Source organism: Vibrio nigripulchritudo (genome assembly GCF_027924785.1).
GTDB classification, from domain to species: domain Bacteria; phylum Pseudomonadota; class Gammaproteobacteria; order Enterobacterales; family Vibrionaceae; genus Vibrio; species Vibrio nigripulchritudo.
On sequence record NZ_AP027049.1, the window covers coordinates 1,626,603 to 1,651,609 of the forward strand.

The window sequence follows — 25,007 nt, forward strand, 5'->3', positions numbered from 1 at the left end:
ACTCAATAAAATGGCTGTCTTTCGTTCATCCTGCCATCAATCTCCCGAGTATGAATAAATAGAGGTAAACAACATCTATGCGCGCTTTAATTCACCTAACGCCGTTGGCGACGTTAATGGGTGCTATGACTTTTACTGCCACAGCTTCTGAAGTGAATAAGGTGAAAGAGCAAGAATGGGGAGTAGGGATGGCCTATCGCAATGCGTCCATTGTGTACAACCTTCCCGGTGAAGACGATGCTTCGGTTTCAACGTTTACCCCGCTTTTTTATTACAAAGGCGAATCGGTATTTCTCGATGGTTTGGAAGGCGGTGTTCATCTGTACAAACAAGATGACTATAAGATTAATGCCCTTACTCGCCTCAGATTTGTTGACCTGCCTGCATCTCAGCAAAACCGCTACGGTGGTCATTCATTTGATTTAGGTTTCCAGTACCGCCACTTTTTTCAGGATTCTGACTGGTACATCGATGCAGAGATAATGAGTGATGATGCCGCTCGGTTGTTCGGTAATCTTCGCGCAACGGCAAAGAGTTCAACAGAAAACTGGGACTTTAAACCAAGCGCTGAACTCCGTGTTAAATCTAACGATTTTAACTCTTACTACTATGGTGCCAACGGGCTAGAAGGCTCTCCGGGTTTCGGAAAGAACATTGGTGGTGGTGTTGAGTTTAAAGTGGGTTTTGAAACTCGTTACCGCGTCACTTCAAATTTATATTTATTGGGTAGTGCTTACGCTACTAGGTTAGACGACAACGCTTACGACAATATTGTGGTGAAAGAGCGGTGGGGTCACGAGTATTTCATTGGCTTCGGGTTGTTCAATGACAAAAACACACCAACGCGTTCAGACATCAAAACACGCCCTTACCTGAGAGTGGCACAGGGTTTTGCAACGCCTTCCGACATGGGAGACATCTTCCAGTTTAAGGGTGTGCCGGATGAAAACGGCAATAAGATGACTTCGTTCTTTTATGGTCACCCGTTAACGGATGAATTGTTCGGTGCTCCCATTGATATCTACCTGACTCCGGGGGCAGCGTGGCACTGGTCCAGTTCTACTCAGAGTGCCAGTCCAGAATACGTGATTGCGGTGAAAGCGTACTACACCTTCGAATGGCCATTCCGTTGGAAATTTGGTGCCGCAGAAGGTATCTCCTATGTTCAAAACATCACTTACATTGAAAGTAGTGAGCTGGAAGGAAAATATGAGAACATGAGTAATTTGATGAATTACTTAGATATTTCCTTCGATTTCAACATAGGTGATATGGTTGGAAAGCCTGAATGGGATCACTTGTGGGTGGGCTACGGACTGCACCATCGCTCTTCTATTTTCGAAAAAGCTTCTCAGTTTGGACGAATTAAAGGTGGCAGTAACTACAACACAATTTACCTGCAATACGATTTTTAATTGGTACGAAGACAAGAAAACGGGGCGATGGATTCGCCCCGTTTTTTTGTGATTTAGCGATGCCTGAATGGCATTGATGCAGGCTTCAAAAACCTTCATTAAGTTACGTATCCATACCTGACGAATGAGCAGCACATTCAACAAGCTAAGATGGTTTTACACCATACCAGAAGTGGTCTTCTAACATACCAAAAGTGGTTTGAATTCCTACCTCTTATAGAACCACCTTCTATTATCTATTCAATAAACAGTTCAAAAACTCAATCGTTACATTTAGCGTTATGTTGAATGTTATTGCCAGTAAAATTTAATAATATCAAGCTCTTAATGTTGAGTTTTTCAGTGCAAGTTAGGGCGTTCGTAGCCTGTTAAATTCGAGCTGTGCGCCTGTTTTTGAAAGGTACTAAACTGGTATTGAAGTATTTCCAATCTCCATGAAAAACTGGTAGTAGTTGCATGCCAATTAAATGGTATTCCGTTTTGTTAAATGATGATTTTTGATAACCAGATCAATAAAACGATCAAAAAATGATCGATTTAAATTGAAAATCGAGTTGTTTGTCGGTTAATTTGAGCTCTGTTAACAATGTGGTCACAAATTTTGGTTGCCACCGTTACATTCTAAAGAAATAAACTGGTATTTAATAAGTACCAAAATGTGAGTGTAGTTATCAGTAAAGGATTAATCACGTATGTCCGATGAATCAAACGAAATGCCTTATTACCGCTCGGACGTGGCCAGGCTAACGCTCAAGTCACAAATTGCGGACAAACTGAGTGATCTCATTGCGTCTAAGATGATTGCGGAAGGTGAAGCCTTACCTTCAGAGCGAGAACTTGCCAAGTCTTATGACGTCAGCCGGGAAACCATTCGTGGGTCGTTGGCTTTACTGAGCGAACGTGGGCTGATCACCGTTTCACGTGGACGAAAAAGTATTGTGACTAAAGGCTCTGCGGAGATCATTCAGTCCAACCATCTTCTTGAAGACATTCAAAGTTACGACGCATATACAGTTGCGGAAACAAGAAAGGTTATCGAGTCATCCATTTTGCGTTCAGCCGCCATCAACATCAAAGAAGAAGACTTAGAAAAACTCACAGCGTTAATCGAATATCAGGAAACGGTGTTAGACGACCATGTGGCGTTTCAGGTTTCTGATAAAGAGTTTCACGAGATCATTTATCAATCCTGTCGCAACGATTTGTTATCGAAAATTGCTATCGATGTTTATTCCTACGCGCTGGAGCATCGAACTGCTGCAATGGCAGAAGAGAAATCTACCGTCAGAAGTCTTCGAGAACACCATCAAATCCTGCGGTCATTAAAGAATCACGATCCAGACGCAGCGGAACGTTCCATTTTAGCTCATGTCGATAGCATCTTTAAATCGACACTTATTATGCAAAACAAGGACAACGAGTAACGGATTATGCCTGTAATAACTTTGAACAAACTGACAAAAAGATATCAATCGAGCGAAGTGATCCATCAAATCGACTTAGTAATGGAAGATAACGAGTTCACCGTATTCGTTGGACCGTCAGGGTGTGGGAAATCGACCACGCTTAGAATGATTGCAGGTCTGGAGACCGTCAGTGATGGCGAAATCAAAATGGATGACCGATCCATTTCGAATCTGGAACCTATTGACCGAGACATTGCCATGGTCTTTCAGGACTACGCGCTTTACCCGCACATGGATGTCTATAAAAACATGTCCTTTGCGCTGAGGTTAGCAAAGCATCCAAAAAGCGACATAAAAAAACGAGTCACCGAAGCGGCTGAAATGTTGGGTCTGACTGAATACCTGCATCGTAAACCGGCAGAATTATCCGGTGGTCAAAGGCAACGTGTGGCAATGGGGCGGGCGCTGGTTCGCAATTCTTCAACACTTCTAATGGATGAACCACTGTCCAATCTGGATGCAAAACTGCGAGGTCAGATGCGTGCTGAACTGGCAATGATGAGTAAAAACATTAAGAAAAACATCATTTATGTTACGCACGATCAAATTGAAGCGATGACACTTGCTGACCGAATAGTCGTGATGAAAGACGGGTACATTCAGCAACATGGCACACCAAGAGAGTTATTTGAAAAGCCAAGCAATAAGTTTGTCGCGGGCTTTATGGGAATGCCTCCGATGAACTTCCTCAATATGACGGTAGAAGAAGAAAATGGAACGTTATATGCGGTAGGGGAGTCATTTAAGCTTCAGTTACCTAAACTCGATAATTTATCCTTTTTACCTGAATCTGGCGAAATTATTGTAGGAATTCGTCCTTCTGCATTAATTCCAACAGATCCAGGTGAATCTCAAAATACCATTACTTTTAAAATAAACGTCAATGAGTATATTGGAAATCAAACTGTTTTGATTTCTACAATTCAAGAAAGCCGATTTATGGTTGAAGTCGATTCATTAAATGAATTTCGTATTGGAGATACTGTTAGTTTTAAAGTTGATCCAGATGACATTTATGTTTTTGACAAACACACGGAAGAAACAATTTACTAATTATTAAATCATCATAAAGATGAAGGGAACACAAATAACGTAATTTGGAACATCAACTTTATTCGCTTGCTCTTAGGAGGCAACATGATTAAGTATCTGAAAAAGGTGTTTAATAAGAAAGCACTGACTGCAATTACTGTCAGTGCCATTACAACATTTTCTTATGCTAGCCCTTACGATTCATTTAAAGGCACAACTCTGGTTGTGAATTTTCCAGCGCATCCGCATTACAATGCGGTAATGAAAGTACTGCCGGAATTCACTAAAGAAACGGGCATCAAAGTAGAAGTCGACCAACTTCAATATCTGAGAATGCGCGAAAAGCAAACACTGGAATTAACAAAAAGAAAAGGCGACTACGATTTAATTGCGTACGTTGTATTTTCAAAAGCTGATTATGTTTATGCCGATCAACTAGAAAATTTGGCGAGATACTTCATGAATCCGCTTCTGGCAGATCCCAATTTTGATGCAGAAGATTTGATTGATGGTTATGTCGCGAACATCGGCGTTGCCGGCGGTAAGAAAGGCTATCTTAAAGGACCTACAGGTTCACTATTTGGACTGCCATTCGGTGCAGAGACTTCTATCTTAGGTTACCGAAAAGATATATTCGAGAAACACAAACTGAGAGTGCCTCAAAGCTACGAAGAATTGCTGTACCTGGCGTGTGAGATTCCAAAGCTAGAACCCGGTATGGGTGGACTGGCTTCACGAGCGGCTTCTGGTCACCACGCGTCGCATGCGTTTTTACTTCACCTGGCACCTTTAGGCGGTCGTATCTTCGACGACCAGTGGAAGCCAATCGTCAACAATGCAGAGGGCGTAGCGGCGGCAAAAGCGCTGAAGAAAATTGTTGATTGTGGAGCGGAAGGAGCCAAAACATTTGGTTTTGCAGAAGCAGGAACTTCATTCTTGCAAGGGCAATCCGCGATGTTCCTCGACTCTACAGTGTTTGCTGGTCAAGTGAATGACCCAACTAAATCTAAAGTGGTTGGTAAGATCGGCTGGGCACCACATCCAATGGGTGTTCGCAGAGGCTCGCAGACTGGTGGATTTGGAATCGGCATTCCTAAAAACGCGCAGAATAAAGAAGCGGCCTTCCTTCTGATGCAATGGCTAACCTCGAAGAAAGTAGACAAAATGATTGCTTTGGCTGGTGGTAACCCATCCCGTTACTCTACTCACTTCGATGATGACGTGAACGCGAAATTCCCTCACATGGCTACCTTTGGTACTGCACTTAAACATGCGGATCCTGACTGGCGACCAATCATTCCTGTATGGGGAAAAATCAATTCAGATTTAGGCACCACTTTGTCTAAAGTACTGACCGAAGATCTGGACATTCAAGAGGCACTTGATGGAGTAGCGGAGCGAGCAGAAAAGATAATGGCTGACGCTAACTACTATTCTTGGAGTGAGAAATAACCTGGAATAAATAGTGATATACCCAAGTGAAGTATTAGAACACTTGGGTGTATCCCCGACTCACTCCCTTCGGGTAATTTGAGATAAAGAGATTATATCGTCGTTTTATTACGCTCGGTATGAACTCTAGCCTTTGTAATCTCGGTATATTTTAATGAAAGCTGATAATTTAAATCGCATGACTCCATATCTATTTTTAGCTCCGGCTGGAATAGCATTAATATTTGGACTTTTATATCCGATATTTTACATGATGTATGCGAGTTTTTTAGACTGGAATCCCAGTCAATTAATAAGTGAAGCTGAATGGGTAGGATTTAAAAATTATATAAACCTATTCCAAGATGACTCTTTCCGTGAGTCATTAGGCGTGACGTTAAAGTTTGCAAGTGTCGTTGTTATTCTTGAAATGTTTATTGGCGTTGGTCTCGCCTTATTATTGGACAGAAATATAAGAGGGATGTCCCTGTTAAGAACCATATTTATATTACCAATGATGATTGCTCCAATTGTTGTGGGATTAATGTGGCGATATATGTATCACCCAACCATTGGCATATTTAACAGAACATTGAATGCTCTGGGTTTTGAATCCATTCCTTGGCTATCAGATTCAAGTTGGGCATTGTCATCCATTATTATCGCAGACGTCTGGCAGTGGACTCCTTTTATTTTCATTCTTTCTCTGGCTGCCCTGCAGTCTTTACCAAAGTCGACGTTAGAAGCTGCAAGAATTGATGGAGCGACGCAATGGCAGCAAATTCTGTACATCAAGATACCTTTGATGATGCCAGTGCTTATTGTGACCTTACTTCTCAGGCTCATCGACGCCTTCAAAGTTCTTGAAGTGATATTGGTGATGACCAATGGCGGTCCTGGGTTATCAACCGAAATTCTCGCGCTCCGGATTTCTCGAACAGCCTCTGAATTCAGAGAGTTGGGTGTGGCAGCCGCGATGTCAAACCTACTGTTGATTGTGCTCCTCGTCCTGACTTTAGCCATGTTTATTTACAACAAAGTCAACGAGAAAAGGATCGAAAAACAAGCGCTGGCAAATAAGGAAGAAGAACAATGAGCAAAGATAAAGAGAACAGGCAAAACCCTGCATTTTATGCCTTATTGGTCGCGTTGATCGTGATGTCAATCGGACCCATCATGCTAATGATCATGACCTCGTTCAAGCTGAACGTAGACATAATGAATGACAGCAGCAGTCTGTTTTTCGCACCGACTTTGAAAAATTACGAAACGGTCTTGTGCGATGTGCTCTGGTATACGCCTGACCACGTAGATTTCTGCAGTCCAACGTTCACGCGATCACTGGGCAATTCCATATTTATTGCTCTTGTTTCCACCGTGATAACCCTGACCATAGGGTGCATGGCAGCCTACGCTCTGGTTCGCTTCAAGTTTATGGGAAGAGGCGTGGTCTCTCTGACTACTTTGATGATGCGCATGGTGCCACCAGCGGTACTTTTGGTGCCTGTTTTCGGGATCTGGACGTTCGACTACGGATTAGACGGAACATACAGCGGGATCATCTTGCTGTACGTCGCCATGAATCTTCCATTTGTCATTTGGATTCTTCAGAGCTTTATCGTGCAGGTTCCACTGCCATTAGAAGAGGCCGCGAAAGTGGATGGTGCTCGTCCGCTGCAAATCTTCTTCCTTGTGGTGTTGCCCATTATAAAACCGGGCTTAGCAGCCGCGGCCATCTTTACTTTCCGAATCGCTTGGAACGAGTTTCTTCTGGCTAATGCCTTGTTACAACGTGACACGAGAACCGTTCCAGTCACCATCGTGAACTCTTTAACCGAATACGACATTGACTGGGGCGTCATTATGGCGACGGGGATGTTGCTTGCTGTCCCACCCATTATTTTCACCTTCGTCGCATCAAAGCAAATTATTACGGGCATGACTGCTGGTGCAGTTAAAGGCTAATAGATTGAATTTATAAAGATTATTTAAGGTATTAATATGAAATTAGAAAAAGACTACCAGCTTGTTATTGGGTACATACAGTGACATCGACGCACTCGCACACCAACCTTATTCTCCAGTTCCGGGCGAGGGGATGTACTGCACTACTTTGACTCAACAAGGCAAGCTTGTAGTGAATAACTCGGTGGAATCACTCAACCCAGCGGTACTGATTCCGAGTGCAGACAGCAAATACCTTTACGCAATCCTCGAAACTATTCGAGAGAACGGAACCGTCATTCAATACGAAGTGCAGAAGGATGGCAGCCTGAAAGAGTTGTCCAGTTTTCAGGCAAACGGAAAATCGACCTGTTATGTATCGTTTTCTCCAAATAACGATGCGGCAATAGTGATCAATTACTGGGATGCCATCATTGATGTTGTTGCCGTTGATGCCGAAGGTCGTCTGGGCGAAGTGATTCAGACCTTTAAGCAGTACTACCGCCCTGAGACAGAGTGGCGTCAGGTTGAAAATCGTGAAGATCACTGGGGGAATCGTCAGGTTGGTCCTCATGCGCATTGCGCGCACTTCTGGCATGACTGGGTGTTTATTCCTGACCTTGGAGAAAACGCAGTTTTCCAATACCGCTGGGATGCACAAAGCCGAACTTTGACCCGTGAAACCTGGATAGAGTTTGAACCTGGCTCCGGTCCACGACACATGGCAATGCACCCAACGCTGGACATCTGCTACGTCTCAAATGAATTGTTTAATACAGTCTGTGCCGCGCAGCTCGATAGCTCTGACCCATCAGAGATAAAACCGCGTCTGATACCGTTCCAATATAAGTCGACGCTAGAGAATCACGATCAGATCAGTTACGTGTCAGAGATAAAGCTGTCACCGGATGCTCAATTTCTATATGTATCCAACAGGGGCGACAACTCTATAGCAGTATTTAAAGTGTTGGAGGACGGTAAGTTAGATCTCGTTGATATCACTTCTACAGGCGGTAAATTCCCGCGCCACTTTGCCATTTCTCCTTGTGGTCATGCGGCTGTTGTGTCTAATCAGGATACGGGCAATGTGATTGTTTTCTCGAGAGACATTGAAAGCGGTTTGATCTCAATGACGGATGAAATCATCGATATACCTGCTCCAAACTACATTCGTTTTCTGGACCTGTGACGGCGTAAAGGATGACTAAGATGAGTTATTGGTTGGGAATTGATTGCGGAGGTACTTACCTCAAAGCAGGTTTATACGACAAGAGTGGCAAAGAAATTGGCGTCGCGCGTGAATCCCTTGAATTGATTTCTGAACATTCTGGCTGGGTGGAAAGAAGTACCACCCAACTCTGGGATTCGACCTGCTCAGTGATCAAAAAGGTGATTGCGAAAACGGGTGTCGACGCTGCTCAGATTCAAAGCATCGGGATTTCTGCTCAAGGGAAAGGGTTATTTCTGCTAGATAAAAACGATGAACCTATGGAAAGAGCAATTTTATCGGCCGACCAGCGTTCAATTGACATTGTTAAACGCTGGCAGAAAGAGGGGATTCCGCAATCTATTCATCCGAAAACCCGACAAACGTTGTGGACCGGGCACCCTGTATCCATTGCCCGTTGGATAAAAGAGAATCGACCAGAGCAGTACGAGCAGATAGGCACTGTGTTCATGAGTCACGACTATTTGAGATGGTGCCTGACGGGTGAAAAGCACTGCGAAATCACCAATATCTCGGAGTCCAATTTATACAACTTTGATACTCAGGATTACGATCATTCTCTTGCAGACACGTTGGGTATTCCAGAAATGATGGAAGCGCTGCCACCCATAATTGGTGCAACAGATATTGCAGGAGAAATTAGCTCTTCTGCCTCTAGGCTGACGGGGCTTCGGGAAGGGACTCCAGTTGTAGGTGGTGTATTTGATGTAGTAGCAACCGCCATTTGTTCCGGTGTTAGAGATGACAGTGCATTGACCTTAACCATGGGGACCTGGTCGGTCACTACGGGGGTCACAGACCACCTGTTTGATATTCGTAATCCAGAAGCCAAACCTCATGTGTTTGGACACTATGCCCAAAAAGGTCAGTACATCACACATGATGCCAGCCCCACATCGGCTGGCAACCTAGAGTGGTTTACCGATTTGTTTGGTGATGAAAACTTTGAAGTGATCAATCGCTCTGTTGGTGAACTTCCAAAGTTGAGCTCTGAGCTTCTGTTTGCCCCATTTCTTTATGGTTCAAATGCAGGTCTGGGCGTGAAGAGCGGGCTTTATGGTATGCAGTCACTGCACACCAAACCACAGGTTTTTCAGGCAATTTACGAAGGTGTGGTGTTCAGCCATTTGTTCCACCTCGATCATGTCAGGCTTCTATACCCAAATCTCACGCACTTGATTGTGTGTGGTGGTCCAGCGCGCTCAAAGGAGTGGATGCAGATACTGGCAGACGCGAGCGGGCTTCCGGTGTTACTTCCACAAATTGAAGAAACAGGCTGTTTTGGTGCGGCAATTGTCGCCATGGTTGGCAGTCAGGCTTACGCCTCGACAGACGAAGCCATGTCCGTGATGGACGTCAAGGTCAACAAGGTCTCACCAGACTCAGATGTCTATGAACAGTATCAAGCGAAGAAACACAAATACCGGGTGTACGTCGAATCTCTGTCAAAACTTGAAGACGGACTCCAACGCCCGACCACAGGCAAATCCGAATCAGGAGGATTGTCATGATTCCGAAATTACAGGTTGCACTGGATGTAACGACTGAAGCTGAAGCACTTGATGCCGCGAGAACGCTAGCACCAGTAGTGGATGTGCTGGAAGCGGGGACCTTAATCTGTTTTTCCGAAGGCATGTCGGTTGTTCGATCGCTTCGATCCCAGCATCCGGAAAAGCCATTAGTAGTCGACATGAAACTTGCCGATGCAGGGAAGGATTTGGGGGAAATGGCGTTCAAGGCGGGTGGTTCGTTACTGACGGTTATATGTGCTGCGCCTTTAGCCACAATGGAAAGCGCTCTGAACGTTGCAAGGGCGCATAACGGTGACATCCAGATTGAGTTGTTCGGAGACTGGACTTTTGAGCAGGCTCAGGAATGGAGAAAACTCGGGATCTCGCAAGCCATTTATCACAGAGGAAGAGATGCTCAGGCTGCCGGTCAGACCTGGCATCAGGAAGATTTAGACTGGTTACAAAGGATGTGTGACTTAGGGTTCAAGATGTCAGTAACAGGAGGTATCACCCCTGAGCTTCTGCCGACCTTCCGTCATCTTCCAATCGACACCTTTATCGCTGGCAGGGCACTTTTAACCGCACCCGACCCAAGAAAAGCGGCCATGGATTTCAAAGAAACCCTGTCATCTCTCTGGAGGGAATAACATGAATTATGATGATTTAGATGGAATACCTCCAATAGGTATCTATGAAAAGGCACTGCCCAAACACTTGTGTTGGTCTGAAAGGCTGGCTTTAGCGAAAGCGTGCGGTTTTGACTTTGTTGAAATGTCCGTTGATGAAACGGACGAGAGACTGTCTCGATTAGACTGGACAAAACAAGAACGCAAAGCGTTAACCAATACCATTATAGAAAGCGGTATTCGCATTCCGTCCATGTGTTTGTCTGGGCATCGCAGGTTCCCATTTGGTAGCCATGATCCAAAGATTAGAGAACAAGCTTATTCAATCATGGAAAAAGCCATCACTCTCGCGCAGGACATTGGCATACGAACCATTCAGCTAGCCGGTTACGACGTGTATTACGAGGAACAGGACGAAGGAACGCTTGCAAGGTTTGAAGAAGGGCTAAAGTGGGCAGTCGACTTAGCGGCGAAATCTCAGGTCATGCTATCGGTGGAAATCATGGACACATCGTTTATGAATTCGATTACCAAATGGAAAGCATGGCAGGAAAAAATCAATTCACCCTGGTTTACGGTTTACCCCGATGTGGGGAATCTGTCAGCCTGGGGAAACGATGTAACGGCGGAGCTTGAACTGGGTATTGATCAGATAGCCGCATTACACCTTAAAGATACCTATGCCGTGACCGATACGTGCCCGGGTCAGTTCAGAGATGTTCCATTTGGAGAGGGTTGCGTGGATTTTGTGCAGGCATTTAAAACGTTAAAGCGTTTGAATTATCGCGGAAGTTTCCTGATAGAAATGTGGACTGAAAAAGCGGACGAGCCTGTGCAGGAGTTGATCAAAGCCAGACGTTGGATGGAAGAGAAGATGGTTCAGGGAGGATGGAATGTATAAATCGCTAAAAGAGGAAGTACTTGAAGCCAACCTGGCGCTTCCAAAATACGGCTTAGTTACCTTCACATGGGGAAATGTCAGTGCCGTTGATCGTCAACGTGGTGTCATCGCAATTAAGCCTTCCGGGGTTGAATATGACGTCATGAAAGCCAGTGACATTGTGATACTGGATTTAGAAACAGGAGAGGTGATCGAAGGTGACAAGAAACCTTCATCAGACACCCCTACACATCTATGCCTGTACCGTGCATTCACTGACATTGGAGGGGTTGTTCACACGCATTCACGTCACGCAACGATTTGGTCGCAGGCGGGGCTCGATATTCCTGCGTGGGGAACGACACACGCCGATTATTTCTATGGTTCAATCCCATGCACGCGCCAGATGTCTTTAGATGAAATCGCGGGGAATTATGAGTGGGAAACGGGGCAGGTCATTGTAGAGACATTTGGACGCCGTCAGCTGGATCCGAATCAGATGCCAGCGGTGCTGGTTAATTCCCATGGTCCTTTTATCTGGGGGACAAGCGCGAGTAGTGCGGTTCACAATGCTGTTGTGCTGGAGGAAGTAGCGTACATGGGGCTGTTCTCGCGTCAGTTGTCGCCTCAACTCGGTTCAATGCAGCAGCCGCTTCTGGATAAGCACTATCTCCGAAAACATGGGGAAAACGCCTATTACGGGCAGTAGATACTAGATCCAGTTAATGCACGCTGAACCTAACACCTTGGGGTGATTTGGGTATGGATTCACTTTTAAGATTCAATTTTCAATATAGGTCTGGCTTTGTTGATGTATGAATATGGGTTACTCAGTTTAGACCTCTATATTTTTCAATACGCAATATTGATCAAACTCACTTCGGGTATTTGGCAAAAGTGAGGGGATACTTCTCGGTATGACTGCAAGTACCTTGTGATGTTTATACCGGAGAAGAGATAAAATTTAGGGAGAGGAGAATGAGTAAACTACTGGCACTTGATATGGATGGTACACTGCTCACCGACAGGCGAGACATACCAAGCAGTGTGATCAACGCAATTAGGGTTCTGAAAAATCGTTGTCACGTTATGCTGGTGACCGGGCGTCATCATACGGCTGCATTGCCTTATTACTCGCAGTTGCAGTTAGACACGCCAACAATCTGCTGTAATGGCACTTACGTGTACGATTACGCTCAGGCTAAAGTGCTCAGCCATTCAGATATAGACAAAGAATTAGCGTTGGAATTTCTTTCTATCGCGGAGCATTACCAGCTAGAGCTGGTGGTTTATGTCGATGAGATGATGGCGTACCACAAATCTTCGAAGAGCGGTCACATGCGTTCTCTTCAGCTTTGGGCGGACAATATCAAACGCAGTATCCGACCTCAAATCAAACCTTGCAGCAGTTTCAAAGCTGTTATTCACAATGCTAACCATGTTTGGAAATTTGTGGTGGAAGGAAACAGCCCGCAAATGGAAAAATTCATGGGACACCCGTTAATAAACCAGCACTTTATCGGTGAACGTTCATGGATCAACCGAATTGATTTTGCACGCAAAGGCAACACCAAAGGCGCTGCACTAGCTACTCATATTGAAAAACTTGGCTTAACCTGGAACGACGTGATAGCGGTGGGCGATAGTTATAACGATCTCTCTATGCTGGTAACTGCCGGAGTTGGTGTAGCAATGAAAAACTCTGACCCTGCCATTCAGGAAGCATCCAACCGGGTGACCAAAAGCACAAACAATGAAGGGGGAGTATTAGAAATCATTACTGAACTGCTCCAACAAACAGACAGTTACAGGCGGATTGCACTGTAGGTTATCATTTAAGTGCTATGTGTAAGCTGCACACACCACAAGGCGAGCCAAAACTCGCCTTTGTAACTCTAAGAATCCGGGTGACCTTTGATTAACGTGTCGACAAGTCTGTCCAACACGGGACCTTTTCGTTTTTGTAGCCCTGTGATGTTGGATAGCGCGACATATCCAGTCTTTTCCTGAATATCAATCATCATGCAAGAGCTATAGCCACCAGTTCCACCGTTGTGAAAGTAATAGCGTTCTTTCTCATCTGGTTCCCCCAGAATTACCCAACCTAAACCGATGCGCGCCCCATGCTCCGTGCTGACTGGCTGTCTTTGCAGTTTAAAAATGGCGTTATCCTCTTTTAAGCACCACAAGATATATTTTGAAAAATCCTCTACTGTAGAAAGCACCGCTCCAGCGCCTGCCAAAACTCCGAGATCCCAATTTGGTGTTGGCTTTCCGGCGCTATTTAACCCCTGAACTAATCTAGACTGAACCAAGGACAATTGAGACGTCGAATTGTGCATGTCCAAGGGTTTAAAAATCGACTCTTGAAGTAAGTCTTCATAGGTTCTATTGGAGTGCTGACCGAGTGTGTAGCCGAGCAAACCCATACCGAGATTTGAATAAACAGATTTTCCCTTGCCTTTTAGTTTGAGTTTATGTTCAAGGTAAGACAGTAGTTGGGGTTCCAGGTAATCTCTGTAGGGGTTCTTAGCGTTCTTAAAAAGCGCGCCCCAAATCAAACCGGGTGGCAAACGCGGAAGCCCAGAAGTATGACTGGCGAGTTCTTTGAAGGTGATGGAAAGTTTATTCCTGAAGGGTACTGCGATGTGATGATTAATTGCTTCATCAAGCGCAATTTCCCCATTAAGAACGGATTTGGCAAGTAAGTGACAGGTCAGAACTTTGGTTATCGAACCAATTTCGAATACCGACGTAAAGTTTTCAACCGCGTGAGGAGTTCCAGATTCGTTTCTCGCACCATAAAATGCCACCTGATCACTTTGAATCTTAGCTACTGCGATCTCAGTGTCGTCGTCAAATGGCTGGATAGCGTTGTGAATCTCATGGATTTCTTGTTCAGTAAAACTCATCGTAGACCCTAAGCTTTAGAAGCGTGTTGTTTAAGAATGTGTCATAAGGCTACCGAACGATAATAATGCAAGTGGGTTAACAGGCAATTAAGTCTGAACAAAACCTATTACTTTCAGACAATTAAAAAAGCCCACCATAAGGTGGGCAAAGAGACAAGGTGTATTAAGAAACTAATGCATTAAAGTGTAGGAAGTTGCTGTTTTGCGCTTTCGATGCCTTTAGCGGCGATTTCTTCACCCATACCCAGAGCTTCAGCGTAAACAAAATTCACATTGTGGATGCCAACGAAACCCAAAGTGGTTTTCAGGTAGCTTGTCACGATGTCATTTTCTGTGTCTTTATGAACACCACCACGGGTTGTAATAACCGTCGCTTCCTTAACATTGGTTAACAGACCAACGGGACCATTCTCCGAATACTGGAACGTCACGCCAGCACGAGCAATCATATCAATCCAGTTTTTTAACTGAGTGGGTACGGTAAAGTTATACATCGGAGCTGCGATAACCAGCTTGTCTGACTGTTTGATTTCTTCAATCAACTGGTCAGATTTAGCCAGAATCTCTTGCTGTTCTTCTGTCAGATCCTCTCCACCGCCAAACGCCGCCAAAACGTTATGATCAAGAATCGGGAGAGGATTTTCAGCCAGATCGCGGATAACCACATTTGATTCAGTCGCATTTTCAGCAATCACATCGATTAGAGCATTAGATTGAGAATGAGCACCTAGAATGCTTGATTTAAGAATCAGTACTTGAGCCATCATTTCGTCCTTTGTTTATCTGTTTTGGTTTTGATGGTGTCATTCTAGGCAGACCGAATCTCAAAGATAATACGCTGTTCACGATTATGTCATTCAAATTTTTCGAATGAGTTTTGTTGTCTGAAATGTCGAATAACCTATTGACCCGTCTATAGGTTTAGGGTGCATTCTGGAAATGAATAAGCAAAAAGGCAGGTTATATGAACAGCATCATTTCTCAGGAAGACAAGATCTTTTTACAGCAAGTGGAATCTTGTGGTTTTCCGATATCAGAATTTAATCACAAAGCGCATATTAGGCTGGGCTACATTTACTTAGCGGGCATGTCGCTTGAGTCAACATTAGACAGAATGCGTAATTCGTTGACCAATCTGCTGTCTCATAATGGAATTGCGCCCGAAGGTAAATACCATGAAACGCTTACCAAAGCATGGCTTATGGCAATTCTGTGCTTTATGAAAAAGTCAGAAGGCTGTGTTTCATTCGATCACTTTATTGAAGCTAACCCAGAGCTCTTAAACAGTAATCTTCTGTTGCACCATTACACCAAAACGACGCTATTTTCAGACCAGGCAAGAGCACAGTTCGTCGAACCAGACGAGTTTCCATTTCCTGATTTGTCGTGATTTAGGTGGTCAACTGTCTGGCTTAGCCACTTAGTTCGCTCTAGAAGGAGAGCGCATCAAGTAGTACAAATCTCGGCTTAAGTGCTTGAGCTTACGGAATTCTGGTGCGCGTCTTAATGATACCCAATCCCAGCGCAATGCCTTTTTTGCCTCTCCCTGTTCGCGATGATACTCCGCATAACCTTCCTCAAGCCGTGACCACGCAAGCTCACATGCTTTGTCAGAGGCTGGATAACGGTTTATGTAGCCGGTGATTATTCGTCTCATCGCTTCGAGTCGATTCAGGCGGTTTGATGTTATGGATCCGGCTCTCATCAAATATTGCATCTGAATTTTTGGATTCGCCGATACTTTCCCGCATTGCGCCAGTTTCAGCCACATATCCCAATCACTGGCCGATTTCAGTTCACTGCTAAAACCTCCGACTTTAAGAAGGGCGTCTCGTCTGGCAACAACCGTGGAAGTACCTATCATGTTGGTCGCAAGAATTTCGTCTCCGGCACTATCGAGCTCGAAAAAGCGATTGGCATGCGGAAGGTGATTGAAAACTTTCCAGTAGCCAAAGCAATCGATGATCTCTTTACCTTCCTCATTGAAATGCATGTAGTTGGTGAAGCTGAGAACGTGGTCTTCACTTGCCATGTGCCAGTTAAGCTGGCACTTGAGTTTTCCGGGAAGCCAGTAATCATCCGCGTCCAGAAAGGCGATGTATTCGGAGCGAGCCATTTCGATTGCGTGATTTCTCGCCGCAACCACACCAACGTGATCGAGCCTGACAGGAACGATCTGCGGGTGCTGCTCGGCGATTTTCTCTAGCCAAGTGAAAGTGCCATCTGTGGAACCATCGTCCATCACCAGAATTTCAAGTTCCTCCAAATCTTGCTCAAGTACACTGCCTATCGCTTTGGATAGATAATCAAGGCAGTTATAAGTAGGAATAACGACACTGACTAATGGTTGCATGATGATTACCTCTGCTTGTAAAAATGGGGGACTGAGTTCTTACTAAGCAGAATCCAAGCCAACTGTGATCCTCTAATTTAACTCTATGAATATTCGTATTTTTCCTCGTTAAATTACATATTCAATCAAGTCAGTATGCTCGCGTTCTGTCATTTTGCGAGGGGTTATCTCAAATTGCGTGTAGATTTACTCATGCGTATTTTTCAATTTAACAATTGTTGTTAGAGGGGGCGTAAAGAGATCTAACTAGCCGAAATTGCGTAAAATTTCCTGACATCGCCTTTGGTTCCACCATGAGGTGACTTTCGCGCAGTTGTGATACAATTCGCGCCAGTTTTATCGAGAGAATTAAAAATAAGAAGGTATCGCTTTGACCTCGTCACAGCAAAATGCAGCTGGCAACGTTCCAAACAGCCCATCTAAGCTAAGAGCTGCACTCAAAGATTGCATGATTAAAGACCGTTTTCGTTTTTCACGACGAATTCAGGGTGCAAGTAAAATAAAGAAAGAAGAATCCAGACTCGCGGCATTCGACGACATTGCATTGGACATCGCAAAGTCCATGATGACCGCCGAGCAGCGTTCAGCGTACCAACCGACCATCGAATATCCAGAAATCCTGCCTGTAAGCCAGAAGAAAGACGACATAGCCGCGGCAATCGCAGAGCATCAAGTCGTGATTGTGGCGGGTGAAACAGGATCGGGTAAGACAACTCAGCTTCCGAAGATTTGTGCGGAACTTGGTCGTGGAAAGTTCGGATTAATTGGTCATACTCAGCCACGCCGGCTGGCAGCGCGATCGGTGGCTAACCGTATTGCGGAAGAGATGGAAACCAAGCTCGGCGAGTTTGTAGGTTACAAAGTTCGTTTTAACGACCAGATTTCAGATAACACCCAAATCAAATTGATGACCGACGGTATATTGCTGGCGGAAATCCAGCATGACCGTTTCTTAAATCAATATGACACCATCATTATCGATGAAGCGCACGAACGCAGCTTAAACATCGATTTTATTTTGGGTTACCTAAAGGAATTGCTTCCACGTCGCCCAGACTTGAAAGTCATCATTACCTCGGCAACCATCGATCCAGAGCGTTTTTCTAAGCACTTTAGCAACGCGCCCATTATTGAAGTTTCCGGTCGTACCTACCCAGTAGAAACCCGTTATCGTCCGCTTTCTGGCGATGACGACAATGATCGTGACCAGCTTGAAGGCATATTCGAAGCGGTCGATGAATTGTGCGACGAAGGATTAGGAGACATCCTGATCTTCATGAACGGTGAGCGAGAAATTCGTGACACCGCCGATGCGCTTAATAAGCGAAATCTCCGTGACACAGAAATCGTGCCTTTGTACGCGCGCCTTTCAGCTGGTGAACAAAACAAAATCTTCCAGCCTCACGCAGGCAGACGTATCGTCCTAGCTACTAACGTCGCGGAAACATCGCTGACGGTTCCGGGCATCAAATACGTTATCGATCCGGGTACAGCGAGAATCAGTCGTTACAGCTACCGAACCAAAGTGCAGCGATTGCCGATTGAGCCTGTTTCTCAAGCGAGTGCGAATCAGCGTAAAGGTCGCTGTGGTCGTGTGGAAGAGGGTATCTGTATTCGTCTTTATTCTGAGGAAGATTTCGAATCTCGCCCGGAATTTACCGATCCTGAAATCCTGCGAACCAACCTTGCCTCCGTTATTCTTCAAATGACTGCGCTTGGGTTGGGTGATATTCAGGCTTTCCCGTTCGTTGAAGCACCAGACAAGCGCAACATTCAAGACGGTGTCAGGCTGCTTGAAGAGCTGGGTGCCATTAACGACAAAGCGAAGGACCCTAAGAAGCGTCTCACACCCGCTGGTCGTCAGCTTGCCAGACTGCCTATCGACCCGCGTTTGGCTCGTATGGTACTAGAAGCACCAAAATACGGTTGTCTGAAAGAGATAATGATCATTGCGTCAGCGCTGTCGATTCAAGATCCGCGTGAGCGTCCATCAGACAAACAGCAATCGTCGGATGATAAACACCGCCGTTTCTTCCACGAAGAATCGGACTTCCTGACGTTTGTAAACCTTTGGGAATACGTTCAAAAGCAACAAAAAGCGCTATCAGGCAATCAGTTCCGCAAGCAGTGTAAGCAGGATTACTTGAACTATTTGCGCGTTCGTGAATGGCAAGACGTGTACTTCCAGATCCATCAGGCAATGCGTGAGATGGACTTTAAACTGAACGATGAGCCAGGCGGTTATCAAGGCGTTCACAGTGCGATATTGGTGGGCTTGCTTTCTCATATTGGTGTGAAAGACCAAGAGAAAAATGATTACCAAGGAGCGCGAAACGCACGCTTCCATATTTTCCCTGCTTCCGGTCTGTTCAAGAAGCAGCCTAAGTGGATCATGTCTGCTGAGCTGGTTGAAACCTCCAAGTTATGGGGGCGAATCATTGCCAAGATTCAGCCGGAATGGATTGAGCCACTCGCCAAGCATTTGATCAAACGAACATACAGCGAACCGCATTGGTCGAAGAAACGCGCCGCCGTTATGGCGTATGAAAAGGTGATGTTGTACGGAGTACCGATTGTTCCTAAGCGACTGGTCAACTATTCCAACATTGATAGCACGGTGAGCCGAGACATCTTCATTCGTAGTGCGCTGGTGGAAGGTGAGTGGGAAACCAAACACGCCTTCTTCAAGCAAAACCGAAAACTGCTGATGGAAGTCGAGGAGTTGGAGCACAAGTCTCGACGCCGCGATATTCTGGTCGATGACGATGAGCTTTACGACTTCTACGACCAACGCGTTGGCACTGAAGTGGTATCCGGGCGTCATTTCGATACCTGGTGGAAAAAGGCATCCCAAGAGAATGCTGAGCTGCTCAACTTTGAAAAAGAGATGCTCTTCAAAGGGGACGCCAGCCACATCACCGATCTGGATTACCCGAACTTCTGGCATCAGAACGGTTTGAAACTCAAGCTGAGCTACCAGTTTGAACCGGGCGAAGACAGCGACGGTGTGACGGTTCACGTTCCGCTTCCGATTCTCAACCAGGTAGAACCTGCCGGGTTCGACTGGCAGATTCCAGGCTTAAGACATGAATTGATCGTCAGCCTGATTAAGGCATTGCCAAAAACTTTGCGCAAAAACTTTGTGCCAGCACCGAACTATGCCGATGCGTTTTTGGCGCGTGCGACACCAATGGAAGCGCCATTGCTTGATTCGTTAGAGAAAGAGCTGCGCCGAATGACTGGTGTGGAAGTACTGCGTGAAGACTGGAATTTAGATCAGGTAGCGGAGCACTTAAAGGTAACGTTCCGCGCTGTCGATCACCGCAATCGTAAGCTGAAAGAGAACAAAGATCTCCACGAGCTAAAAGAAAGCCTGAAAGATAAGGTGCAAGAGACCTTATCAAAGGTGGCGGATGACGATATCGAGCAGCAAGGTCTCCATACGTGGAGCTTCGGCGAACTGCCAAAAGTCTATCAACAGAAGCGCGGCGGGTACGATGTGAAAGCGTACCCTGCGATTGTTGATTCGAAAGACAGCGTTGAAATTAAGCTGTTTGAAACCGAGCAAGAGCAGATCTCTGCGATGCAGGCAGGTCAGCGTCGTCTGGTGTTACTGAATGTGCCGTCTCCTATCAAATACCTGCACTCGAACCTTCCAAACAAGTCTAAGCTTGGGCTTTACTTCAACCCCTATGGCAAGGTCCTGGACTTGATCGATGACTGTATTGCCTGTGGTGTGGATAAGCTGATAGAAGAGCAAGGCGGTTTGGTTTGGGAGTCGGACAAGTTTGAAGCCCTGAAAGAACACGTTCGCGCGGAGCTGGACGACACAGTTGTCGATATTGCTAAGCAGGTAGAAACGATTTTGACCACGGCTTTCAACATCAACAAAAAGCTGAAAGGGAAGATCGATTTCACTATGGCGTTTGCCTTGTCAGATATCAAAGCTCAAATCGAAGGTTTGATTTTCAAAGGGTTTGCGACAGAGTGCGGTTGGAAGAAGCTGCCAGACATTCTTCGCTACATGAAGGCGATTGAACGTCGAATGGAAAAGCTGCCAATCGATCCAAACAAAGACCGACTGCACATGCTGAAAATTGAATCAGTGACCAACGACTATAAAGAGCTGTTGAACAAGATTCCAAAAGGCGTGGCAATCCCGGACAACGTGAAAGAAGTGCGTTGGATGATCGAAGAACTCAGGGTGAGTTTCTTCGCTCAACAGTTAGGTACGCCTTATCCGGTGTCTGATAAACGTGTTAAAAACGCCATTTCTGAGTGCTAAGGATATTCCAGCGATAATAATGGTCTATTCTTTGCAAGAAGGAATTAAGCTGACGTAAATACTGACGTTGTTCTAATGTGTTACGTCAATTTACCGGGGGATAAATTGTTATTCTCTGAACACGTATTTGAGGGAATGGAAATGAAAAAAACATTGTTGGCTCTGGGTTTAGCGAGCATTGCAGCAACAGCCAGCGCAGATTCGTTTTTTTACGCAGGCGGCAACTTTGGTCAGTCTGATTTCGGAAGCGGCGACAAAGAAACGGCATTTGGTTTCCACGTAGGTACCGGCATCTTGCCGATTTTGGGTCTGGAAGCAGGCTACTGGAGCCATGGCCGTGATACCACTTCTTTGTTTGCGGCAGTTAAGCCAAGCATTGATTTTGGTCCTCTTCACATTTACGCAAAAGGTGGTCTGCACTCTTGGGACAACGATGGTGCAGGTGATGGGACTGGCTTAATGTACGGTGCAGGTGCGGAATATTTCTTAGTGGATAATCTGTCTCTTGGTGGTTCGTGGCAGTCATTTAACCGTGGTGACAACTACAGTGATATCACATCGTTTACTGTGACGGCAACTTTCCACTTCTTGTAAAGAAAATTTGAGCTGTTATCTAAAATGCTGGCGTTTGCCAGCATTTTTATTGAGCGTCTGAATAAAAGTGCTTTTAAAGCATAAAAAAACTTAAGAAGTTTTACATCTAAGTATGGCTAAAGCGCATTGTTAACCTTAAAATAATCGCGCTTCGGTACAATTCGAGTTTTCCTTAATAGCAACAGTTTCCCAAGGGTTGAAAACCATACCCAAATGACTTGGGTGAGAATGAGTAAATCTCACCGTCGTCAGGTTATTTAGGTATGTTCGTGGTTCATGATGAATCATGGTTGTAATTGGAAACACGTGGAGCGGGACGTTTCACACGATCAGAAGTAAAGTTGTACGAAATGAAAAAAACACTTTTAGCTTTGGCATTAATGGGCGCAGCGACAACAGCTAACGCAGACTCTTGGTTGTATGGTGGTGTAAACGCAGGTCAATCTGATCTGGACAGCAAAAATGCGACTGCAACCAGCTTCCATGTTGGTACTGGTATTTTACCTATCATCGGTGTAGAAGCAGGCTACTGGAATCACGGTAAATTTGATGGTGGTATTGAAGGCAGCTCTGTTTACGCCGCACTAAAGCCAAGCATCGACTTTGTTCCTCTGCATATTTACGCGAAAGGCGGCATGCACAACTACGATTTGGACAAAGGTTCTAACAAAAAAGGCTCTGGCACTAAAATGATGTACGGTGTCGGCGTAGAATACTTTGTTATCGACATGCTTTCTGTTGGTGGTTCATACCAGCAGTTTGAAGTGAACAAGAACGATGTAGGTTCAATCGGTTCATTCACACTGAACGCGACGATTCACTTCTTGTAAGAAAGACGGTTCAATGCAAAACCTCCCAATATGGGAGGTTTTTTTGTGTCTGATATCTATATATCTACGATATCTATGTCCGCAGCGGTTTGGTTATCCAGCGCCACAATTGAGCTCCCAAACTCGCAATGCCCAGCGCTGTAATAGCAAAAGTCACTTTGCTCGGTTCGGTGTACGCTTTCTTCCAGATTTTTCTCACTGTGGGGTAGGAAAGATCGCCCATCACATGAAGAGGTGAACGCCAGCACTGAGCAACCGTAATTCCAAACTCATTGTCAGTGGGTTCTATGCCATGCCACCAGAATGGTGGGATATACATGGCGTCACCTGGCTCAACTAGGGCAGTAAATGGTTTGATTGCGTTTGACTTACTCTGATCAAAACAGTCCCCATTTTCCAAGTATGCATCGGCTTTAAAAGCATCAAATACTAAGTCATCGGTTAGCTTGTCAGGTGGCAGCAAGCCGACTTTTTTCGTTCCAATCACCTGGCTCATTAACGTTTCATCGGTTACGTGAAAATGCCAGCCTGTTCCGGCACCTTTGTACATAAAAGCTCGGGATTTGGGATAAGCAATGGGCTTAGGCGGATTGGGCAAGAATCGATAACCGTTGGTGTCAGGAGCCAATACTTTAAATGGTTCTTCACTCAATACGACAGACGGCGCACTCAGTATTTCCTCAGTACCGGAACGAAGCAAATCAAGCACATGATGAAAAGGTTCGACTTTTCTGCCTTCTCCCATTCTCTCTGCACTTTCATAGTTCATGTGAGGATAATAAGGTGTTGGGCTGTCTCCATTTTTTTCTTTGAGATACTCGGGATCCTGCCATTTATCCATAGCCTCCCAGTGGCTGATTGCCCCTTTGATTAAGCAGGGCTGATTTTGCGACACGTATCGATCATAGAATTCTTTGGGAGTGAGTTCGCTGGCAAGTACGGTTTCAATTTCAGGAGCGGAGTCCATGCCCGGTATGAACTTAAAAACGTGCTCTTCCTGAACCTTATCTGCCACTTCCATTACGTAGTCTCCCTGAGCGATCATCCCAAAATGTGCATTCAGAATGATGTTATATATTTTTATAAAAAATGATAAATTTTGTTGCTTTGTATGTGATCAAAACGTTGTTCTTTTGTCGGCTGACTATAAGCTTATAAACAACCTCTTTATCATCAGTATCTTATCTGGCAATCTTCTTTGATTGCTTTTGTTCTAATTGTCTATGGGGAGAAGGATTTCCAGATGAATCGATTGCAGCTCAGTCATCGCTATGGTCTTTTTATGGGGCTGTTTTTCGTCTCTCAATTCGTCGTATTACCCGTTATGACCCCTATTTTTATGAGTTTCGGCATGAGTATTCCCCAAATAGGGATGATCATGGCGACCATGGGCGTTACCGTCATGCTTCTGGAATTGCCGACTGGCGGGCTGGCAGATCAGGTTGGCCGGAAAAAAGTATTTCTTGGCTCGATTGCCTTTAGTGCTTCTTCCTATTTAACACTCCTCCTTTTTCCTACTTTTGCTGGTGGTGTCATTGCCATGTTTCTGTGGGGAGCGAGTATCGCCATTAGCTCTGGCACACTCACTGCCTGGTTTGTCGAAACTTTTAATCAAAGTGAAGGGGATATGACTCTGCAAACTGGTTTTGCAAGAGTAGGGGTTAGAACCAGTTTCTTTGCTGCTGTCGGTGCTCTGCTGTGCGCAGGTATCATGTTTGTCGGTAATCAATGGGGCTATGATGATCGGACTCTGTATGACTTTGCTTTGAGTGTTGGTCTTATCTGTCTGGTTCTGGTTTTTGCTATTGGTTTGGTGTGGGTTAAAGAACAGAGAGAGTTTCAACCATTTACGAGAGATGTGTTTACCACCATACCTAAGCAGGTCCGAACAGGAATCATCGCTGCGAGGCACCCAGTTTTGTGGCGTTTGCTGTTTGCCATGTTCTTAACCATTCCCATTGCCAGTGCCATCGAAAAGTTCTGGCCAGTTCGATTTGAAGATCTGGCAGGGGAACAACCGTTAGAGTGGGTTTATGGTTTTACTTACGCGGTGACCATGTTTTTAGGCAGTGCCGCAGCGGCTTTTACCAACTGGATGACAGAAAAACTGAATCAGCAAATGGGTAAGGTATTGGTGGTGAGTGTGACATTTCGTCTTATTGCCGCTACCGTTTTTGCTCTTTCCGGTGATCTGATTTTGTTTGTTCTATTGTTTATTTGTTACGACTTCACCAACCATTTAGGAAAATCTGCTTATAACCACCTTTTGCATCATGCAACGGATGATAACGTTCGCTCAACCATTGATTCTCTTAATTCTTTGGTCATGCGAGTCGGTGGTGTGACGGGGTCACTGCTATGTGGGTTTGGAGCAGCCTATGTAGGGCTCATCAACATTTGGTTGCTGTGTGTGGTGATTGGAGTTGGGGCTTTGTTCCTATTCAAAAGCCCGTTGCTCAATGAATCACACGAACCAGCAGATTCGACAAACTAACAGACT

21 protein-coding genes are annotated in these 25,007 nt (G+C 45.1%); 17 read left to right on the top strand and 4 right to left on the bottom strand.

Annotated elements, in window-relative coordinates; translation table 11 throughout:
• Positions 1–77 precede the first annotated feature (77 nt).
• The 12 genes from QMG91_RS07665 (at position 78) to QMG91_RS07720 (ending at position 13,360) form a co-directional block, all read left to right on the top strand.
• Positions 78–1,415 (top strand): MipA/OmpV family protein, encoded by a 1,338-nt coding sequence (locus QMG91_RS07665; protein WP_281830068.1) that lies wholly within the window; start codon positions 78–80, stop codon positions 1,413–1,415.
• Between the two features lie 692 nt (positions 1,416–2,107).
• On the top strand, positions 2,108–2,839 hold the full coding sequence (locus tag QMG91_RS07670; RefSeq protein WP_281830069.1) for a FadR/GntR family transcriptional regulator: 732 nt from the start codon (positions 2,108–2,110) through the stop codon (positions 2,837–2,839).
• Between the two features lie 6 nt (positions 2,840–2,845).
• Entirely contained in the window at positions 2,846–3,934 is a 1,089-nt protein-coding gene (locus QMG91_RS07675) for an ABC transporter ATP-binding protein (RefSeq protein WP_281830071.1), read from the top strand.
• Between the two features lie 84 nt (positions 3,935–4,018).
• Positions 4,019–5,365 (top strand): extracellular solute-binding protein, encoded by a 1,347-nt coding sequence (locus QMG91_RS07680; protein ID WP_022610800.1) that lies wholly within the window; start codon positions 4,019–4,021, stop codon positions 5,363–5,365.
• Positions 5,366–5,519: 154 nt separating this feature from the next.
• Complete coding sequence (locus QMG91_RS07685; protein WP_281830075.1) at positions 5,520–6,440, top strand: carbohydrate ABC transporter permease; 921 nt, start codon at positions 5,520–5,522, stop codon at positions 6,438–6,440.
• A complete protein-coding gene (locus QMG91_RS07690) occupies positions 6,437–7,309 on the top strand; it encodes a carbohydrate ABC transporter permease (RefSeq protein WP_022589122.1) in 873 nt (290 codons plus the stop codon). Before QMG91_RS07685 ends, QMG91_RS07690 begins: the two co-directional genes overlap by 4 nt.
• A gap of 61 nt (positions 7,310–7,370) precedes the next feature.
• Positions 7,371–8,477, top strand: coding sequence for a lactonase family protein (locus QMG91_RS07695; protein ID WP_281870219.1), 1,107 nt, complete (start codon positions 7,371–7,373; stop codon positions 8,475–8,477).
• A 20-nt stretch (positions 8,478–8,497) separates the two neighbouring features.
• Positions 8,498–10,027, top strand: a complete 1,530-nt coding sequence (locus tag QMG91_RS07700) for an FGGY-family carbohydrate kinase (RefSeq protein ID WP_281830079.1) — start codon at positions 8,498–8,500, stop codon at positions 10,025–10,027.
• Positions 10,024–10,674 carry a 3-dehydro-L-gulonate-6-phosphate decarboxylase gene (locus QMG91_RS07705; RefSeq protein ID WP_022604662.1) on the top strand — a complete coding sequence of 217 codons (651 nt, stop codon included), beginning with the start codon at positions 10,024–10,026 and terminating at the stop codon, positions 10,672–10,674. The genes QMG91_RS07700 and QMG91_RS07705 overlap by 4 nt, the downstream gene beginning before the upstream one ends.
• Before the next feature lies 1 nt (position 10,675).
• The gene (locus QMG91_RS07710) at positions 10,676–11,554 is read left to right on the top strand and encodes an L-ribulose-5-phosphate 3-epimerase (RefSeq protein ID WP_281830080.1); all 879 of its coding nucleotides are present in this window, start codon (positions 10,676–10,678) and stop codon (positions 11,552–11,554) included.
• Positions 11,547–12,242, top strand: coding sequence for an L-ribulose-5-phosphate 4-epimerase (gene araD / locus QMG91_RS07715; RefSeq protein WP_281830082.1), 696 nt, complete (start codon positions 11,547–11,549; stop codon positions 12,240–12,242). Before QMG91_RS07710 ends, araD begins: the two co-directional genes overlap by 8 nt.
• Before the next feature lie 269 nt (positions 12,243–12,511).
• Positions 12,512–13,360 (top strand): Cof-type HAD-IIB family hydrolase, encoded by an 849-nt coding sequence (locus tag QMG91_RS07720; RefSeq protein WP_281830084.1) that lies wholly within the window; start codon positions 12,512–12,514, stop codon positions 13,358–13,360.
• 68 nt (positions 13,361–13,428) lie between these two features.
• On the opposite strand, the gene QMG91_RS07725 is transcribed toward QMG91_RS07720, so the two are convergent.
• The gene (locus tag QMG91_RS07725; protein ID WP_281830085.1) at positions 13,429–14,445 is read right to left on the bottom strand and encodes a serine hydrolase domain-containing protein; all 1,017 of its coding nucleotides are present in this window, start codon (positions 14,443–14,445) and stop codon (positions 13,429–13,431) included.
• Between the two features lie 179 nt (positions 14,446–14,624).
• Entirely contained in the window at positions 14,625–15,209 is a 585-nt protein-coding gene (locus tag QMG91_RS07730) for an FMN-dependent NADH-azoreductase (protein WP_004406850.1), read from the bottom strand.
• 200 nt (positions 15,210–15,409) lie between these two features.
• Here QMG91_RS07730 and QMG91_RS07735 point away from each other — a divergent pair, with 200 nt between their 5' ends.
• A complete protein-coding gene (locus QMG91_RS07735) occupies positions 15,410–15,835 on the top strand; it encodes a hypothetical protein (RefSeq protein ID WP_281830086.1) in 426 nt (141 codons plus the stop codon).
• A gap of 30 nt (positions 15,836–15,865) precedes the next feature.
• Here QMG91_RS07735 and QMG91_RS07740 read toward each other — a convergent pair whose 3' ends face one another.
• Positions 15,866–16,798, bottom strand: coding sequence for a glycosyltransferase family 2 protein (locus QMG91_RS07740; RefSeq protein ID WP_281830088.1), 933 nt, complete (start codon positions 16,796–16,798; stop codon positions 15,866–15,868).
• 370 nt (positions 16,799–17,168) lie between these two features.
• On the opposite strand from QMG91_RS07740, the gene hrpA reads away from it, so the two are divergent.
• From hrpA to QMG91_RS07755, 3 genes are all read left to right on the top strand, one after another.
• On the top strand, positions 17,169–21,083 hold the full coding sequence (hrpA, locus tag QMG91_RS07745; protein ID WP_262415332.1) for an ATP-dependent RNA helicase HrpA: 3,915 nt from the start codon (positions 17,169–17,171) through the stop codon (positions 21,081–21,083).
• A gap of 141 nt (positions 21,084–21,224) precedes the next feature.
• Positions 21,225–21,677: an outer membrane beta-barrel protein gene (locus tag QMG91_RS07750; protein ID WP_004406845.1), complete on the top strand. Its 453-nt coding sequence runs from the start codon at positions 21,225–21,227 to the stop codon at positions 21,675–21,677.
• 350 nt (positions 21,678–22,027) lie between these two features.
• A complete protein-coding gene (locus tag QMG91_RS07755) occupies positions 22,028–22,507 on the top strand; it encodes an outer membrane beta-barrel protein (protein ID WP_281830093.1) in 480 nt (159 codons plus the stop codon).
• Between the two features lie 73 nt (positions 22,508–22,580).
• Here QMG91_RS07755 and QMG91_RS07760 read toward each other — a convergent pair whose 3' ends face one another.
• A complete protein-coding gene (locus tag QMG91_RS07760) occupies positions 22,581–23,528 on the bottom strand; it encodes a cupin-like domain-containing protein (protein WP_022606436.1) in 948 nt (315 codons plus the stop codon).
• A 222-nt stretch (positions 23,529–23,750) separates the two neighbouring features.
• Between QMG91_RS07760 and QMG91_RS07765 the strand changes: the two genes are divergently transcribed.
• Positions 23,751–25,001 carry an MFS transporter gene (locus tag QMG91_RS07765; protein WP_281830095.1) on the top strand — a complete coding sequence of 417 codons (1,251 nt, stop codon included), beginning with the start codon at positions 23,751–23,753 and terminating at the stop codon, positions 24,999–25,001.
• Positions 25,002–25,007: the final 6 nt, after the last annotated feature.

Bases quoted from the DNA above. Each gene is read 5' to 3' on its own strand.
- QMG91_RS07665 (WP_281830068.1), top strand. From the start codon at position 78: ATGCGCGCTTTAATTCACCTAACGCCGTTGGCGACGTTAATGGGTGCT.
- QMG91_RS07670 (WP_281830069.1), top strand. From the start codon at position 2,108: ATGTCCGATGAATCAAACGAAATGCCTTATTACCGCTCGGACGTGGCC.
- QMG91_RS07675 (WP_281830071.1), top strand. From the start codon at position 2,846: ATGCCTGTAATAACTTTGAACAAACTGACAAAAAGATATCAATCGAGC.
- QMG91_RS07680 (WP_022610800.1), top strand. From the start codon at position 4,019: ATGATTAAGTATCTGAAAAAGGTGTTTAATAAGAAAGCACTGACTGCA.
- QMG91_RS07685 (WP_281830075.1), top strand. From the start codon at position 5,520: ATGAAAGCTGATAATTTAAATCGCATGACTCCATATCTATTTTTAGCT.
- QMG91_RS07690 (WP_022589122.1), top strand. From the start codon at position 6,437: ATGAGCAAAGATAAAGAGAACAGGCAAAACCCTGCATTTTATGCCTTA.
- QMG91_RS07700 (WP_281830079.1), top strand. From the start codon at position 8,498: ATGAGTTATTGGTTGGGAATTGATTGCGGAGGTACTTACCTCAAAGCA.
- QMG91_RS07705 (WP_022604662.1), top strand. From the start codon at position 10,024: ATGATTCCGAAATTACAGGTTGCACTGGATGTAACGACTGAAGCTGAA.
- QMG91_RS07710 (WP_281830080.1), top strand. From the start codon at position 10,676: ATGAATTATGATGATTTAGATGGAATACCTCCAATAGGTATCTATGAA.
- araD (WP_281830082.1), top strand. From the start codon at position 11,547: ATGTATAAATCGCTAAAAGAGGAAGTACTTGAAGCCAACCTGGCGCTT.
- QMG91_RS07720 (WP_281830084.1), top strand. From the start codon at position 12,512: ATGAGTAAACTACTGGCACTTGATATGGATGGTACACTGCTCACCGAC.
- QMG91_RS07725 (WP_281830085.1), bottom strand. From the start codon at position 14,445: ATGAGTTTTACTGAACAAGAAATCCATGAGATTCACAACGCTATCCAG.
- QMG91_RS07730 (WP_004406850.1), bottom strand. From the start codon at position 15,209: ATGGCTCAAGTACTGATTCTTAAATCAAGCATTCTAGGTGCTCATTCT.
- QMG91_RS07735 (WP_281830086.1), top strand. From the start codon at position 15,410: ATGAACAGCATCATTTCTCAGGAAGACAAGATCTTTTTACAGCAAGTG.
- QMG91_RS07740 (WP_281830088.1), bottom strand. From the start codon at position 16,798: ATGCAACCATTAGTCAGTGTCGTTATTCCTACTTATAACTGCCTTGAT.
- QMG91_RS07750 (WP_004406845.1), top strand. From the start codon at position 21,225: ATGAAAAAAACATTGTTGGCTCTGGGTTTAGCGAGCATTGCAGCAACA.
- QMG91_RS07755 (WP_281830093.1), top strand. From the start codon at position 22,028: ATGAAAAAAACACTTTTAGCTTTGGCATTAATGGGCGCAGCGACAACA.
- QMG91_RS07760 (WP_022606436.1), bottom strand. From the start codon at position 23,528: ATGGAAGTGGCAGATAAGGTTCAGGAAGAGCACGTTTTTAAGTTCATA.
- QMG91_RS07765 (WP_281830095.1), top strand. From the start codon at position 23,751: ATGAATCGATTGCAGCTCAGTCATCGCTATGGTCTTTTTATGGGGCTG.